Origin of the sequence: Caballeronia sp. LZ028, assembly GCF_031451415.1 — a bacterium.
In the GTDB taxonomy this organism is placed as follows: domain Bacteria; phylum Pseudomonadota; class Gammaproteobacteria; order Burkholderiales; family Burkholderiaceae; genus Caballeronia; species Caballeronia zhejiangensis.
On sequence record NZ_JARUXN010000001.1, the window covers coordinates 2209879 to 2224314 of the forward strand.

The following is a 14436-nucleotide window of genomic DNA, read 5'->3' on the forward strand; positions in this document are numbered from 1 at the left end:
CAACGGGGCCAAAGCTGATGAAGATCATGATCGTTACCGACGCATGGGAACCGCAGGTCAACGGCGTCGTGCGCACGCTCACGCAGACGACGAAGGAACTCACCGCGCTCGGACATCGCGTGGAATTGCTCACGCCGCTCGAGTTCAGAACGATTCCCTGCCCGACCTATCCGGAGATTCGCCTGTCGCTGATGCCGGGACAGCGCGTCGCGAGCCGCATCGACGCGTTCGGGCCGGACGCGCTGCACATCGCCACCGAAGGTCCGCTCGGACTCGCGGCGCGCGCGTATGCGCTGCGTCACAAGCTGCCGTTCACGACCGCGTACCACACGCGCTTTCCGGAGTATGTGAAGGCGCGCTTCGGCATCCCGCTCGCGCTGACGTATCGCTTCCTCCACTGGTTCCACAAGGGCTCGCAGGCGGTGATGGCGCCGACGCCCGTCGTCAAAAGCGATCTCGAAAAATACGGCTTCACCAATGTCGTGCTGTGGACGCGCGGCGTCGATCTCGACATCTTTCATCCGATGGAGTCGAAGGTGCTCAACACGGCGCGGCCGATCTTTCTGTACGTCGGGCGCGTGGCCGTGGAAAAGAACGTCGAGGCGTTTCTCAAGCTCGATCTGCCCGGCTCGAAGTGGGTCGCGGGCGAAGGTCCGGCGCTCGCGGAGCTGAAGTCGCGCTATACGAACGTCAACTATCTGGGCGTGCTGTCGCAGCCGGAGCTCGCGAAGGTCTACGCGGCGGCGGATGTCTTCGTGTTCCCCAGCAAGACCGATACTTTCGGCCTCGTGCTGCTCGAAGCGATGGCCTGCGGCACGCCGGTCGCGGCCTATCCGGTGACGGGCCCGATCGACGTGCTCGGCGAAAACGGCCCCGGTGCGCTCGACGACGACCTTCACGAAGCCTGCCTGCAGGCGCTGAAAATCGAACGCGCCGATGCCCGCGCGTGGGCCGAACGCTTCTCGTGGCGCGCGGCCTCGGAGCAGTTCGCATCGCATCTGCGCCAGTTCGGGCCGCGCGCCGCGAGCTCGGACCGGGCAGCGGCATGACGCGACACGCCGTGGCGCAGGAACGGGCCGAAGCGAACGCGCGAGGCGCTTCGTCCGCGACGGCCCGCGCGCGCGATCCCTTCGACGATGACCCCGAAGACATCGACGAAACGTCCGCGCAGCCGCCCGAGCCGCTCGGCCCCGACGACCTGCCCTTCAATCCGTACAAGGGCAACCGCGGCTTCACGCGCGCGTGGCACGCGATGAAAAATTCGCTGTACGGTTTTCGCGTCGCGATTCGCGAGGAAAGCGCGTTTCGTCAGGAATTGACGCTCGCCGCGATCCTCTTGCCATGCAGCCTTTTCGTGCCGGTCTCGCCCGTCGAGCGCGCGGCGCTGATCGCGTCCGTGCTGCTGGTGCTGATCGTCGAGTTGCTGAATTCGAGCGTCGAGGCGGCCATCGACCGCATATCGCTCGAACGTCACGAGTTGTCAAAGCGCGCGAAGGATTTCGGCAGCGCCGCGGTGATGGTCGCGCTCGGCGTCTGCGTCATTACCTGGGGTCTGATTCTTTGGCCGTTTGCATCCGCTTGGCTCGCGCGTATCTTATAAAAGAGAATTCGTGCGCTCAAAGCTCGCGTCCGTGCCGCAGAACGACCGGTTTATAATCGTCCGATATTCTCAAAAATAGCAACGGAAGCGGCCGCGCGAACGCTCATCCCGAGCCCTCGCGGCCCGATCCCAAGGTCGGACGACATGGAAGCCAAACCACCCCGCCGCACCCGCGAACGGATACTCGAGCTGTCGCTGAAGTTGTTCAACGATATCGGCGAGCCGAACGTCACCACGACGACGATCGCCGAGGAGATGGAAATCAGTCCAGGCAACCTGTACTACCATTTCCGCAACAAAGACGACATCATCAACAGCATCTTCGCGCAGTTCGAGCAGCAGATTCAGAAGCGTCTGCGCTTTCCGGACGATCATCGCCCGACGATCGACGAGATGTGGTCGTATCTGCAATACATGGCGGATTTCTTGTGGACTTACCGCTTCCTGTATCGCGACCTGAACGATCTGCTCGCGCGCAACCGCACGCTCGAAACGCACTTCAAGCAGATCATCACGCACAAGGTGCACTTCGCGAGCCAGTTGTGCGAGGCGCTCGTGGCCGATCAGGAAATGGTCGCGACGCCCGAGGAGATCAAGGTGATCGCGACGAACATCGGCGTAATCGCGACGTACTGGCTGTCGTATCAGTACGTGATGAATCCGCGCAAGTACAACGATCAGGAAGCGATCCGCACGGAACTGCATCAGGCGAGCCTGCATATCATCTCGATCATGGCGCCGTATCTGCGCGGACGCTCGCGTCAGCTCTTCGACGATCTCGTTTCCGGTAAGCTGCCAAAGCGCGAGTATGCGGATTTCCTGCCGCCGCGCGAAGACGCGTCCAACGCATCGAACGCGTCGAAGACCGAAATACCGAAGGATTCCAGATAAATGAAGGCAGTTTGTGTTTATTGCGGCTCCGCGACCGGCGCCCGCCCCGTCTATGCCGAAGCGGCCAAGGCATTCGGCCGCGCGCTCGTTGAAAACGATCTCTCGCTCGTCTACGGCGGCGGCCGCGTCGGGCTGATGGGACTCATCGCCGATGAAGTGCTCGCCGCGGGCGGACGCGCCGTCGGCGTGATTCCCGAGTTGCTGCTCGCGAAGGAAGTGGGCCACACGGATCTCACCGAATTGCACGTCGTGCCCGACATGCACGAGCGCAAGAAGAAGATGGCCGATCTGTCGGACGCGTTCGTCGCGATGCCGGGCGGCGTCGGCACGTTCGAGGAGTTTTTCGAGGTCTACACGTGGGCGCAGCTCGGCTATCACCAGAAGCCGGTCGGCTTGCTCGACGTGAACGGCTACTACGATCCGCTCATGGCGATGCTGCGTCATACGGTCGACGAAGGCTTCATGCGCGAGGCGTATCTGGATTTCATTCAGGTCGCAGCCGAACCCGGCGAGATGATCGCAAAGCTGAAGACCTACACGCCGCCCGCGATCGACAAGTGGTCCGAAAAACGTAACGCCGTCTGAGGAGCGGAACCGATGTCGAAAGTCATCCTGATTACGGGGGCAAGCCGCGGCATCGGCCGCTCGGCTGCGGTGCTCGCGGGCGCGCGCGGCTGGTCGGTCGGCGTCAACTACGCGTCGAACGCCGCGGCCGCCGATGACACCGTCGCGGCCGTCGTTGCGGCGGGCGGCAAGGCCATCGCGATTCCCGGCGACGTCAGCGATGAAGCCGCGATCATCGCGATGTTCGACGCGACCGAGAAAGCCTTGGGCAAGATCGATGGCGTCGTGAACAACGCGGGCATCGTCGCGCCCGGTTCGATGCTCGCGGACATGGATATCGCGCGCATGAAGCGCATCTTCGACATCAACGTGCTCGGTGCGTATCTCTGCGCGCGCGAGGCGGCGCGGCGCATGTCGACTTCGCGCGGCGGCAAGGGCGGATCGCTCGTGAATGTATCGTCGGCGGCGGCGCGGCTCGGCGGGCCGAACGAGTACGTCGATTACGCGGGATCCAAAGGTGCGATCGACACGCTCACGATCGGGCTGTCGAAGGAACTCGGGCGCGAAGGCGTGCGCGTGAACGCGATTCGCCCCGGGCTCATCGATACCGACATCCACGCGAGCGGCGGCAAGCCGGATCGCGCGCACGTACTTGGCGTGCAGACGCCGATCGGACGCGCGGGCACCGCCGATGAAGTCGGCGAATCGATCGTATGGCTGTTGTCGGATGCGTCGTCGTATGTGACGGGCGCGATTCTGGACGTGTCGGGCGGGCGTTGATCACGCAGGCTCGGGCATGAACTCGAGCCGATAACCGCGCTCCTCGAGCATCTTGACCACAGGCGGCTCCAGCGGATGTTCGTCGATGTGGCGCCGCGTCGCGCCATAACGCACGACCGGCGGATCGATGCTGGCAAGACGCCGCCATGAACCGTGCATGCCGAATACAGCGTGAAGGTTCACGCCGATGTGACTGAGCGCGGCATGTTCGAAACCGAAACGCGCCGCGACTTCGAGCGGCGCGAACCGCAGACCCACGGCTTCCAGCTCGGGACGCAACATGCAGGTGAGTTGCACGTCTTCATGCGTGGCGTCGTTGAACCAGCTCATGGCGATCGGCTCGGAATCGCTGACGTCGGGCGGCGGGACCACCATCCGGATGTGCGGATGATCGACCAGCGCACGAAGCATGCGACGGCTACGGAGACTGAAGCCTCCGTTGAGCACCGGAATCACGACGGAGTCCGGGTTCTCGAGATCGCCGTACCAAGAAAAATCCTTCTTCCAGTAAATGCCTTCGGGTCTGTCGACGCGCGCGAGGTGTCCGGGCGCGCCGATATAGTCGTATTCGAGGAATTCATCGGTCCAGTTCGACGCGTCGAGCAGCCAGCCGTCTTCCTGGACGATCAGCACGTACTCCGTTTCGACCATGCGCCACAACGCGAACATCATGAAAAGGCTGTATTCCTTGAAGCTCAGCGGCGCGATGGCACGGTGACGAATGTCCGGCGGAAGATTGCCGGGTGCGGACGGGCTTAGAAGCAAGGCGGAAGCGCCGGGCATTTGCCGGCGGGAGAATTCGAGCGCCAGCGCCGCGCCGTGGGCGTCGTTCAGTCCGGTCACGGAGACCAGAGTGATGTTGCTGAAATCGGGCATGAAACACGTCGGATGATAAGGATGCCGAGCGATTCTAAATCACTGGTATTCGACGCCATCTCAAAAGGCTGGGTCATTCATCGACGCGCATTTGGCGGCGAGAATATGGTTTTGACGGGGAAAGTGCGCGATCAATTTCGATGAAGCGAGCAAATCGATCGGGTGGCTGACCGGTTTGGTTCCACCATCTTGCCTACTCCGGAACGAACCTCAATCGGTATCCACGTTCCTGAAGCATACGTGCAAATGCACGTTCTCCATGTTTCTTCATGACGGCGCTTAGTCTGATTTGAAATTGGACCGTGGGCGGATCGATACTCACTAGCCTCCGCCACGAGCAATGGTGACCAAACAGCGTCATGGTGTTGAAGTTGCGATGCAAATATCCGGCGTTTTCCATTCCAAAGCGCGCGCATAGCTCCGCCGGCGCGAAGCGTATTCCGACGGCCTCCAGTTCCGGGCGCAAAATCGCGGTCAACTGCACATCTTCGTTGGGTGCGCCGTTGACCCATGTCATCTTGAGTGAATCTCCGCCTACGCTATCCGGCGGCGGGATACGCACCATGATCTCGGGATGGTCGGCGAATACACGCATCATGCGCCGGCTGCGCAAACAGAAGCCACCGTTGAGCACGGGCATGACCCGCTTGCCCGGCTGATCAAGTTCCAAGCCCCATTTGTGGTGAACAACCCATTGCGTTCTGTCTTGGGTATCGATGCGCCCGACATGAGTCGGCGGCCCCACGTAATCGTAGTCCAGGAACTCGTCACTCCAGTTATTCGCATCGAGGACCCAGCCATCGTCCTGGACAATCAGCGCAAAGTCCGTTTCGATGACACGCCATAGCGCGAACATCATGAACCAGCTGTACTCTTGATACGTGAGGGGTGCAATCTTTCGATGTTCGATTCCTGCTGGCAGGTTCGCCGGAGCATGCGGACTGCACAATAATGCGCGCGCACCCGGCATTTGTTGCCAACTCAAAGTAAGTGCATCGGCCGCCCGCCCGGCATTCGAACACCCGGTTACGGATACGATCGTAATGTTGCTGAAATTCTGCATTCTTTTTCCATGAACTGCGGATAAGCGACCCAATGCTGTTATGAAAGGGCCTGCCAAGGTTCCGTTTCGTCGATGTCGGCAGGTCGGCGAGTCTATGCTTATGGCATGTCGACGCGCCATAGAAATAGTGCGAATTCAAGTCGCATAGGTAGACGAATCCACAGGGTCAGGACCGTCCAGACAACGAATCGAAAAATCTGTGCAGCGGGCGTGTTTATCCGGAAACGCGCACACACCATCGAGCAGGGCCTTCTTTCCGGGCACCACTCGATGGCGACGTTCTGGAAACCGCGATTATTGGATCGGCAGACTGGAAAGCGCTTTCTCGGCGTTGACAATTCCGCCCCCGCATCCCTCAGGGCAGCGTCCGGCCATCGAAGTGGCCGTAGAGACCAGAACACTCTTGATCTGGTCCAGCGTCAAACTCGGTTGCTTTTCGAGCATGAGCGCGATCACACCCGATACGTGCGGGGCAGACTGTGACGTGCCGCTTGACAGCTTGTAGGAGTTGTTCGATTGCGGAGCTGTCTTCCCTTCGTCAGTAAGCGAGATAATTGCCTCGCCCGGCGCCATGACCGTGACCGACGAGCCATAGTTCGAAGTAGCCGAGCGATTGCCAGCAGAGTTTGTCGCACCAATAGATAGCACTCCACGGCAGTTTGCGGGCAGTTGAGTGGATGCGTCGGCATTGGCATTTCCACTTGCCGCGACGATCACGGCGCCTTTGCCAACTGCAAAGCTGACTGCGTCTTGCATGGTCTTACTGCATGCGCCGATACCACCGAGACTCATGTTGATCACGCGCGCTGGATAAGGGTTATCAGGTACGCCTGACACTGAGCCTCCCGCAGCCCACACGACGGCATCCGCGATGTCCGACAACTCACCGCCACAGCGCCCAAGCACCCGGACGGGCAAGATCTTGCTGTTATATGCGACGCCGGCGATTCCAGTCCCATTATTGGTCTTTGCCGCGATGATTCCAGCAACGTGGTCCCCGTGCCACTCCGAGTCCTTCGCGGAATTCTGCACACCCGAGGGGCATACGTCCCCTATCTGCGTCCAATTGCCGGGGTCCGTCGCATCGGATGAACGCCCGGACCGGTTTCTATCGTAGTTTGCATTGCTTATAAAATTGTATCCGGGAAGCGTCTGACCATCGAGATCCCTATGCGATGTATAGCCCGAATCGAGCACCGCAATCACGACGCCCTTTCCGGTCGCTTGTTCCCACGCAGCAGGCATCGCAATGGCGGTCGCCTGGCTCGACAAATTCCACTGATAGCTGTTATAGAACTGATCGTTCGGCACGAGATTCGCCTGCAGCATTAGGTTAGGCTCGATGTACTCCACCTCCGGGCTCTTCAGATACTCCACCATGAACGCCTGAGCCTCAGAGGAACTCATGCGCTTCGACGCCCGGATGACGTGCCCTCGACCACGCGTCACACTTCTTTCTTCGATCGAAAGATTCCTCAGTTTGGCCACGCGCGCATTGTTCGAAGTGGCCAGCGTAGCGTCGTTGATTGATCGATGCGCGGCACTGTCACCACTGCCGCTCTCGTTCGCCTGCGAGCGGTAATAGACGATGAAACTGTCGTACTCGCTTCCCTGAAGCAATCCGCTGACATTCGCGCGCGATGCATACTCCGTAGGGATTTCGTTCGCAGCGAGCCTCGTTGTCGCTTTCATTTGAGTGGACTCGGGCAACACCGATCCGAGTTCGGAAGATCCCCCGCCGCAGGCTGCGAGACTAGCGGAAGCAGCCATGATTAAAGCAATAGTTCTTTTCGTCATTATTTTGATTCTATTTTTTTAATTCGTATACCTAATTTATAGGACCGTAATACATGAACTTACGACTAACACGCTATGCGACCATGCCGTCCTCCTCTGTCGATGATGAGTTCCCGAAAACCTCCCTAGCGTCATCGTCTGGGGGCGATGTCTTCCAGTGCGTCGCCCTATGCCTGCTCACTCCGCAGCGAACGTTACGCGATACCCGCGCGCCTCCAACATACGCACGACATCCATTTCCCGGAATGCCCGCTGTGCCAAACTGCGTTTGACTTCGTACTCCACGCTCGGTGGATCGATGCTGACCAGACGGCGCCAGAAAGCATGATGGCCGAAAAGGTCCATGAAATCGGCATCGCCATAGATAGGACCGGAATCTTCGACTGCGAAGCGCTTGCACAAATCGAGCGGAGCGTACTTGATCCCGACCGCCTCGAGTTGCGGACGCAAAGTGGCAGTCAGTTGCACGTCTTCATTGGGTGCGCGATTACTCCAGCGCATGCGAAATTCGCTGTTATCGAGTAATTCCGGCCGCGGAATCTCAACCTTGATTTCCGGATGATCCATCAATGCGCGCAACATGCGCCTGCTGCGCAGGCTGAAGCCTCCATTCAAAACAGGCCGCACGACATGGCCCGGACGATCTATCCGATCGCGCCATTTGAAGTGTGAAATCCATTCGGTACCGGCGGCCGATTCGACGCACGCCTGATGAACGGGTGCCCCTATGTAGTCGTAGTCGAAGAATTCGTCACGCCAGTTATTGCCGTCCAGAACCCAGCCATCATCCTGCAAGACGAGCGCGAAATCGGTGTCGATCAGCTTCCAAAGCGCAAACATCACGAACCAGCTGTATTCGTGGTAGTTCATGGGAGCGATCTTGCGGTGCGCGATTCCTTCAGGCAGCCCGCGCGGCGAATTCGGGCTGCAAAGTAATGCGCGCGCGCCTGGCATTTGTCTGCGACTCAATTCCAGCGCTGGAACGGCGCACGTGGCGTCCTGCAAACCTGTTACGGAAACCAAAGTAATTCGATTAAAGTTCGCGCGCGTCATGCTCTTGCGATGGTCCGATATATGAATAGTGCCTTGATACAGCGGTATTCATATAAGGGGCGCATCGCTCATGCATCAATAGAACTAATCGGAAAACGGATCGTCAACGACCAATGTCAATCCGTTCGATCGACGATGTGACGCGGGCTTCCTCACGTAAAAGGGATGCGGCACACGCTTCGCCCGTGGGTCAAAACCCGCCATGCGCCGCCAGCCACGCCTCCTCATCGGCGCGCATTTCGCGTCCGAGAATCCGATTGCGATGCGGAAAGCGTCCGAAGCGCTCGACCACTTCTGCGTGCTCCAGCGCCGATTCATGGAAGCTCGAAACGCCGGTCTCTTCTTTCAGCTTTGCGAATAAGCGCAGCGCCTCGCGCTGGCTCCCCATCGATTCATCGTGCTCGAACGGCATGTACGCGAACGCGCGATGGTACGCACTCGGCAAGCGCAGATCGTCGCCGCGCTCGACCAGCGTCTTCGCCAGCGCGAGCGCACGCGCATCGCCCGCAAACGCGCGCGGCGTGTTCCGATGACAATTGCGCGAAAACTGATCGATGAGCACGATCAGCGCAAGCGTGCCGAGCGGCGTGCTTTCCCAATCGCGCAAGCCGCCCGCGTGCGCCTCGTCGAGCAGCGCGCCGAAACGTTCGGTGAGCAGCGAATCGAAGGCGCGCTTCTTCTTCCACCACAGCTTGCGATCCTGACCGAATTCCGCTGAACCGGGCGCGCCGAACCAGAGATCGAGCACGGCCTGAGCGCGCGGATCCATGTTCAGACGAGTTCCAGCACCAGTCGCCGCGTGCGCGCGCTCTTCTTCTCCAGCTTCGCGATGCGCAACTCGCCGATCTCCTCCGTGTTGCGCACATGCGTGCCGCCGCACGGCTGCAGATCGACATTCTCGATGCGCAAGAGACGCACGCGGCCGAGGCCCGTCGGCGGCTTCACGCTCATCGTGCGCACGAGCTCGGGACGCGCGGCCATTTCATCGTCGGTGATCCATTCGGTCTGCACGCCGTGCGCGCCGCCGATCAGCGCGTTGAGCTTCGCTTCGACGGCTTCGCGCTCGATCGGCTCGACCGTCGCGAGATCGAGCCGCGCGTATTCCGTCGTGATGCTGCAGCCGTCGACGGGATACGGCAGCACCGCGCAGATCAGATGGCTCGCCGTATGCAGCCGCATGCGCCGGTAACGCTGCGCCCAGTCGATCTCCGCGCTCACCTTGTCGCCGGTTTTCAGCTTCGCAAGCGCATCCTCCTGACCGGGCGCGGGAACGTGAACCGCGTCATCCGGCGTTGCGCCTTCGAACTTCGCCTTGCGCGTATCGGCGATCGCGATGACCGTGCCGTCCGCGAGCGTCAGCGTGCCGGCATCGCCCGCCTGGCCGCCGCCGAGCGGATAGAACACGGTTTGATCGAGGTGGATGCCCTGCTCGTCGATGGCGGTGACGGTCGCGTCGCAACGCGTTTGATAAGCGTCCTCGCGAAAGAGTGCGCGTGTGCTCATGGTCGTGCTTCCTTGCGATGAGGCGAAAAAGCCGATGATGCATCAGCCGCGCCCCGCCTGAACCGGTACAAAAGAAAGCGAATCAACCGGGACGGTTGCGCATCCAGTCTGCGGTATCGAAGAACGAAGTGAGCAGCCGCTCGCGCAAGGATGCGTCGATGCCGATGTCTTCCATCGCCCACGCCATGCAGCGCAGCCATTGATCGCGCTCGCTCGATGCAATCGCGAACGGCAGATGCCGCGCCCGCAAACGCGGGTGACCGAAGCGGCTGATGTAGTGATCCGGCCCGCCCATCCAGCCGCACAGGAACCAGAACGTCTTGTCGCGCGAATTGTCGAGCGTCGGCGGATGCAGCGCGCGGATGCCCGCGAACTCCGGCTCGAGGTCCATCAGATCATAGAAACGGTCGACGAGCGCGCGCACGCGCTCTTCGCCGCCGACCAGCTCGAAAGCGGTCGGCTTTTGCACATCGTCTTCGGGATTGACGTCGGTCATTGCTCTGATTCGAAAAACTACGCGTCGCGCAGCGATTGCAGCGCGGGGCGCGCCAATACGCGCCGCAGGCTCAGCCAGCCGCCGAGCCCCGCGCACGCGACGCCCGCGACGATGCCCACCGGCACGAGCCACGGATTGAAATCGATATGAAACTCGAACACGCGCGCCGCCAGCACATAGCCGATGCCCTGCGCGCCGACCGCGGCCATCAGCCCGGACAGCGCGCCCACGGCGACGAACTCGGCGACCTGCACCGAGCGGATCTGTCCGTGCGACGCGCCGAGCGCGCGCAACAGCGCCGATTCGCGCACGCGTTCATCGCGCGTGCCGGCAAGGGCCGCGTAGAGCACGAGCACGCCCGCCGCGAGCGTGAAGAGGAACAGGAACTGCACCGCGCCGATCACCTGCGCGAGCGTGCGATGAATCTGCGCGAGAATCGGCGCGATATCGATCGCCGTCACGTTCGGATAACGCGCGACGAGCCCGTCGATCACGCGTTGCTCGTCCGCCGGCAGATGAAAGCTCGTGATGAAGGTCGCGGGAAGATCGGCGAGCGCGTCGGGCGGCAGCAGCACGAAGAAGTTGACCTTGAACGAATTCCAGTCGACCTTGCGCACGCTCGTCACCGGCGCTTCGACCGGCAGTCCGGCGACGTCGAAACGCAGCACGTCGCCCATCTTCACGCGGATCGTCTTCGCGATGCCCTCTTCGATCGACACCTGCGGCTTGCCGTCTTTGCCGAACCACGCGCCTTGCGTGACGCGGTTATCGCCCGGCAGTTCGGTCGTATACGACAGATTGAATTCGCGATCGACGAGGCGCTTCGCGTCGGCACGGTCGTAGTTGTCCGGATTCACAGCCTTGCCGTTGATGGCGACGAGACGCGCGCGCACCATCGGCGAAAGCGCGGCGTCGGGCTGGCCGTGCGTGTGCAGATAGTCGAGCACGCCGGCGCGCTGGTCCGGCTGAATGTCGATGAGAAACTGATTCGGCGCGTCGGGCGGCGTCGCGTCGCGCCAGCCCTTGATGAGATCGTTGCGCGTCATGCCGATGAGCAGCAGACACATCAGCCCGATGCCGAGCGCGGTGATTTGCAGCGCGCTCGACCCGCTGCGCCGCTCCAGCGACGCGAGCGCATAACGCCAGCCGACGCCCGCGCGGCTGCGCTCGCGCCGCACGAAGCGCGCCGCCGCCCAGAGCGCCGCGCGCGCGATCGCGCCGAACACGAGCAGGCCCGCCGCGAAACCGCCCGCGACGATGCCGCCGAGCTTCAACTCGCCCGCCGCGACGATCAAAAGCGCCGCGAACAGCAGCACGCCGACGCCATACGCGGCATGGGCGACGCGTTGCGCATCGCCAAGCTCGCGCCGGATGACATGCACCGGCGGCACGCGCGTGATCGGCAGAAGCGGCGGCAGCGCGAAGCCGAGCAGCAGCACGAGCCCCATCGCGACGCCTTGCAGCGCGGGCCAGACGCTCGGCTGCGGCAGTTCGACATCGACGAGCGAGCCGAGCCAGTTCAGCAGCACGAGATGCCCGCCGAAACCGAGCACGACGCCCGCCGCGCTGCCGATCAGGCCGATCGCCAGAAATTCGTTCAGGAAGAGCGCGCGCAGCGTGCGCTGGCTGACGCCGAGACAGCGCATCGCGGCGCAGCCGTCGAGATGACGCCGCGCGAAACGATGCGCCGCCATCGCGATCGCGACCGCCGCGAGCAGCGCCGTCAACAGCGACACCAGCGTGAGGAAGTGGCTCGCGCGATCGATCGTCTGGCGCACTTGCGGCTGGCCGTCGGAGAGCGATTCCAGCGCGACGCCGCGCAGCTTGCCGCCATCGACGTTCTCGCGCGCGAACTTCGCGAACTGCTCGACCTGGCTGTCGGAACCGGCGACGAGCAGGCGATACGTCACGCGGCTGCCGTAGCCGATGAGTCCCGTGGCGGCGATTTCGTCGGCGCGCATCATCAGGCGCGGCGAGAAGTTGACGAACGAGAAGCCGCGATCCAGTTCGCGCGTGATGACGCCCGCGACCGTGAACGTGCGCGTGCCGACTTTCACCGTGCCGCCGACCTTCGTCTTGAGCGCATCGAGCAAGGCGGCGTCGACCCAGACGGTGCCGGGCGCGGGAATGCCGTGCGCGGGCGCATCGGCGGCGTCGACGGCGGGCGCGATGCGCAGCGCGCCGCGCAACGGATAGCCCTGCGTCACGCCCTTGATCGCCGCGAGGCGCGAGAGCGGCTGCGCGGACGTCGAACTGATCATGCTCGGGAAAATCGTCGTGCCCGCCGTCTCGAGTCCGAGCGATTTCGCTTGCGTTGCGAACATCGGATCGACGGGATGATCGGCGCGCACGACGAAATCGGCGGCGATCATCTGGCGTCCGTCGCGCGCGAGTCCCTGGCGCATGCGATCCGCGAGAAATCCGACGCTGGAGAGCGCCGCCACCGCCAGCACCAGCGCGAGCAGCAGCATCGTGAGCTCGCCCGCGCGCCAGTCGCGGCCGGTCATGCGCCACGCCTGACGCATCGTCTGCATGAAACCGAGCGTGATGTGCGGATGCGAATGTCCTGCCTTACGTGCGGCCTGATCGTTCCTGAATGCGGTGCTCAATCGTGCTTGCTCCGCAGCCGGTTCATCCGATGTTCCGATCTCGGCAGCATGTGCTTGGCCATGCGCGACACCCCGCCGTGCACGCCGCGCGCGAGCCTCGGCAGCGCCCAGCCCGCCAGCACCAGAAACGCGAGAAGCAGCACGAGAAACAGCAGCGGCACGAAGAGCGCGAGCGCGATGCCGGTGACCGCGCCGACATCCTCGGTCGCCGACGCCGCCCAGTTCGACACCGGCTCCGGCGACAGATTGATGAGCGCCCGCGTGCCCGCCTTCGCGAAATGCGATGCACCGGCGAGCGTGCCGCCCGCGAGCGCGGCGATGGTGAGCATGGCGGGATCGGCGTGGCCGAGGGAGCCGGCGGCGAGCACCGCGCCCGCCGGAATGCGGATGAACGTGTGCACCGCGTCCCACAGGGAATCGAAGGCGGGAATTTTATCGGCGAGAAATTCGACGACCGCGAGCACGCCCGCGACGCCGATCACCCACGGCGAGCCGAGCACCGCAAGCGAATCCGGCAGGTGAACGATTCCCATGCGCTGGAACATGCCGGCGATGAAAACAGTGAGATACAGGCGCAGCCCGCTCGCCCATGACAGGCCCGCTGCGAGCGAAAGTGACTCAAGCATTGCCGTCTCCCTTAATGCCGCCAGCTGCCGGCGTTCGCCGCTACGGGACGATTTGCCGACTGAAAAGAGCGGTCTTTGCGGCAGATGCCGGAAGAAGCCGCCTACATCCGCGAAGATAGAACGAAAACGCGCAAAACGTTGCGCTCAGACAAATGCGGATGACCTCGAACCATTATATCCACGCAAATACGCGCGGTGCAGCACGGTTCAAGCGATTGGCGTTCCCGGCGCCCTCAGTGTCCTGACGAGAGCTTGAGCCCGATCAGCCCGGCGACGATCAGCACCGCGCTCAGGATGCGCGCCGCCGACAGCGCTTCGCCCATGAACACGATTCCGAAGACGAACGCGCCGACCGCGCCGATGCCCGTCCAAACGGCGTAGGCCGTGCCGAGCGGCAGTTGCTTCATGGCCATCGCGAGCAGGACGAAGCTGCCGAGCGCGGTGATGACGGTAAAGACGGACGGTCCGAGCCGGGTGAAGCCTTCGGACGATTTGAGACCGGCCGCCCAGGCGACTTCCAGCAGACCGGCGACGAAAAGAAGAATCCAGGACATCGAGCGACTCCCTTGAAAATGGGG

The 14436-nt window shown here is 62.4% G+C and carries 15 protein-coding genes; 5 read left to right on the top strand and 10 right to left on the bottom strand.

Annotated features, from left to right (window positions below; all coding sequences use genetic code 11):
* Positions 1-17 precede the first annotated feature (17 nt).
* The 5 genes from QCE58_RS10465 (at position 18) to QCE58_RS10485 (ending at position 3835) form a co-directional block, all read left to right on the top strand.
* Positions 18-1049, top strand: a complete 1032-nt coding sequence (locus tag QCE58_RS10465; RefSeq protein WP_034473050.1) for a glycosyltransferase family 1 protein — start codon at positions 18-20, stop codon at positions 1047-1049.
* Positions 1046-1600, top strand: coding sequence for a diacylglycerol kinase (locus QCE58_RS10470; RefSeq protein WP_250496885.1), 555 nt, complete (start codon positions 1046-1048; stop codon positions 1598-1600). The genes QCE58_RS10465 and QCE58_RS10470 overlap by 4 nt, the downstream gene beginning before the upstream one ends.
* A 144-nt stretch (positions 1601-1744) precedes the next feature.
* A complete protein-coding gene (locus QCE58_RS10475; RefSeq protein ID WP_008341915.1) occupies positions 1745-2491 on the top strand; it encodes a TetR/AcrR family transcriptional regulator in 747 nt (248 codons plus the stop codon).
* On the top strand, positions 2492-3076 hold the full coding sequence (locus QCE58_RS10480) for a TIGR00730 family Rossman fold protein (RefSeq protein ID WP_244807439.1): 585 nt from the start codon (positions 2492-2494) through the stop codon (positions 3074-3076). It begins immediately after the preceding gene.
* Positions 3077-3088: 12 nt separating this feature from the next.
* Positions 3089-3835: an SDR family oxidoreductase gene (locus QCE58_RS10485; protein ID WP_244807440.1), complete on the top strand. Its 747-nt coding sequence runs from the start codon at positions 3089-3091 to the stop codon at positions 3833-3835.
* Here the strand turns inward: QCE58_RS10485 and QCE58_RS10490 are convergent, their stop codons facing one another.
* From QCE58_RS10490 to sugE, 10 genes are all read right to left on the bottom strand, one after another.
* Positions 3836-4711 carry a DUF5672 family protein gene (locus tag QCE58_RS10490; RefSeq protein WP_034473046.1) on the bottom strand — a complete coding sequence of 292 codons (876 nt, stop codon included), beginning with the start codon at positions 4709-4711 and terminating at the stop codon, positions 3836-3838.
* 193 nt (positions 4712-4904) lie between these two features.
* Positions 4905-5774, bottom strand: a complete 870-nt coding sequence (locus tag QCE58_RS10495) for a DUF5672 family protein (RefSeq protein ID WP_008341920.1) — start codon at positions 5772-5774, stop codon at positions 4905-4907.
* 294 nt (positions 5775-6068) lie between these two features.
* Positions 6069-7466, bottom strand: coding sequence for a S8 family peptidase (locus QCE58_RS10500; RefSeq protein WP_250521204.1), 1398 nt, complete (start codon positions 7464-7466; stop codon positions 6069-6071).
* Between the two features lie 282 nt (positions 7467-7748).
* Entirely contained in the window at positions 7749-8624 is an 876-nt protein-coding gene (locus tag QCE58_RS10505; RefSeq protein ID WP_250521205.1) for a DUF5672 family protein, read from the bottom strand.
* 190 nt (positions 8625-8814) lie between these two features.
* Entirely contained in the window at positions 8815-9393 is a 579-nt protein-coding gene (locus QCE58_RS10510; RefSeq protein WP_008341924.1) for a DUF924 family protein, read from the bottom strand.
* Between the two features lie 2 nt (positions 9394-9395).
* Entirely contained in the window at positions 9396-10127 is a 732-nt protein-coding gene (locus QCE58_RS10515; RefSeq protein WP_008341926.1) for an alanyl-tRNA editing protein, read from the bottom strand.
* A gap of 82 nt (positions 10128-10209) precedes the next feature.
* Positions 10210-10623 carry a group II truncated hemoglobin gene (locus QCE58_RS10520; RefSeq protein WP_008341927.1) on the bottom strand — a complete coding sequence of 138 codons (414 nt, stop codon included), beginning with the start codon at positions 10621-10623 and terminating at the stop codon, positions 10210-10212.
* 17 nt (positions 10624-10640) lie between these two features.
* Complete coding sequence (locus QCE58_RS10525) at positions 10641-13157, bottom strand: ABC transporter permease (protein ID WP_409014117.1); 2517 nt, start codon at positions 13155-13157, stop codon at positions 10641-10643.
* Positions 13158-13228: 71 nt separating this feature from the next.
* A complete protein-coding gene (locus tag QCE58_RS10530) occupies positions 13229-13858 on the bottom strand; it encodes a DUF4126 domain-containing protein (protein WP_250521206.1) in 630 nt (209 codons plus the stop codon).
* A 233-nt stretch (positions 13859-14091) separates the two neighbouring features.
* Positions 14092-14412: a quaternary ammonium compound efflux SMR transporter SugE gene (gene sugE, locus QCE58_RS10535; RefSeq protein ID WP_008341930.1), complete on the bottom strand. Its 321-nt coding sequence runs from the start codon at positions 14410-14412 to the stop codon at positions 14092-14094.
* Between the last annotated feature and the right edge of the window lie 24 nt (positions 14413-14436).

Excerpts from the sequence above, each read along its gene's own strand:
- QCE58_RS10465 (WP_034473050.1), top strand. The coding sequence starts at position 18 with ATGAAGATCATGATCGTTACCGACGCATGGGAACCGCAGGTCAACGGC.
- QCE58_RS10470 (WP_250496885.1), top strand. The coding sequence starts at position 1,046 with ATGACGCGACACGCCGTGGCGCAGGAACGGGCCGAAGCGAACGCGCGA.
- QCE58_RS10475 (WP_008341915.1), top strand. The coding sequence starts at position 1,745 with ATGGAAGCCAAACCACCCCGCCGCACCCGCGAACGGATACTCGAGCTG.
- QCE58_RS10480 (WP_244807439.1), top strand. The coding sequence starts at position 2,492 with ATGAAGGCAGTTTGTGTTTATTGCGGCTCCGCGACCGGCGCCCGCCCC.
- QCE58_RS10485 (WP_244807440.1), top strand. The coding sequence starts at position 3,089 with ATGTCGAAAGTCATCCTGATTACGGGGGCAAGCCGCGGCATCGGCCGC.
- QCE58_RS10490 (WP_034473046.1), bottom strand. The coding sequence starts at position 4,711 with ATGCCCGATTTCAGCAACATCACTCTGGTCTCCGTGACCGGACTGAAC.
- QCE58_RS10495 (WP_008341920.1), bottom strand. The coding sequence starts at position 5,774 with ATGCAGAATTTCAGCAACATTACGATCGTATCCGTAACCGGGTGTTCG.
- QCE58_RS10500 (WP_250521204.1), bottom strand. The coding sequence starts at position 7,466 with ATGAAAGCGACAACGAGGCTCGCTGCGAACGAAATCCCTACGGAGTAT.
- QCE58_RS10505 (WP_250521205.1), bottom strand. The coding sequence starts at position 8,624 with ATGACGCGCGCGAACTTTAATCGAATTACTTTGGTTTCCGTAACAGGT.
- QCE58_RS10510 (WP_008341924.1), bottom strand. The coding sequence starts at position 9,393 with ATGGATCCGCGCGCTCAGGCCGTGCTCGATCTCTGGTTCGGCGCGCCC.
- QCE58_RS10515 (WP_008341926.1), bottom strand. The coding sequence starts at position 10,127 with ATGAGCACACGCGCACTCTTTCGCGAGGACGCTTATCAAACGCGTTGC.
- QCE58_RS10520 (WP_008341927.1), bottom strand. The coding sequence starts at position 10,623 with ATGACCGACGTCAATCCCGAAGACGATGTGCAAAAGCCGACCGCTTTC.
- QCE58_RS10525 (WP_409014117.1), bottom strand. The coding sequence starts at position 13,157 with ATGCAGACGATGCGTCAGGCGTGGCGCATGACCGGCCGCGACTGGCGC.
- QCE58_RS10530 (WP_250521206.1), bottom strand. The coding sequence starts at position 13,858 with ATGCTTGAGTCACTTTCGCTCGCAGCGGGCCTGTCATGGGCGAGCGGG.
- sugE (WP_008341930.1), bottom strand. The coding sequence starts at position 14,412 with ATGTCCTGGATTCTTCTTTTCGTCGCCGGTCTGCTGGAAGTCGCCTGG.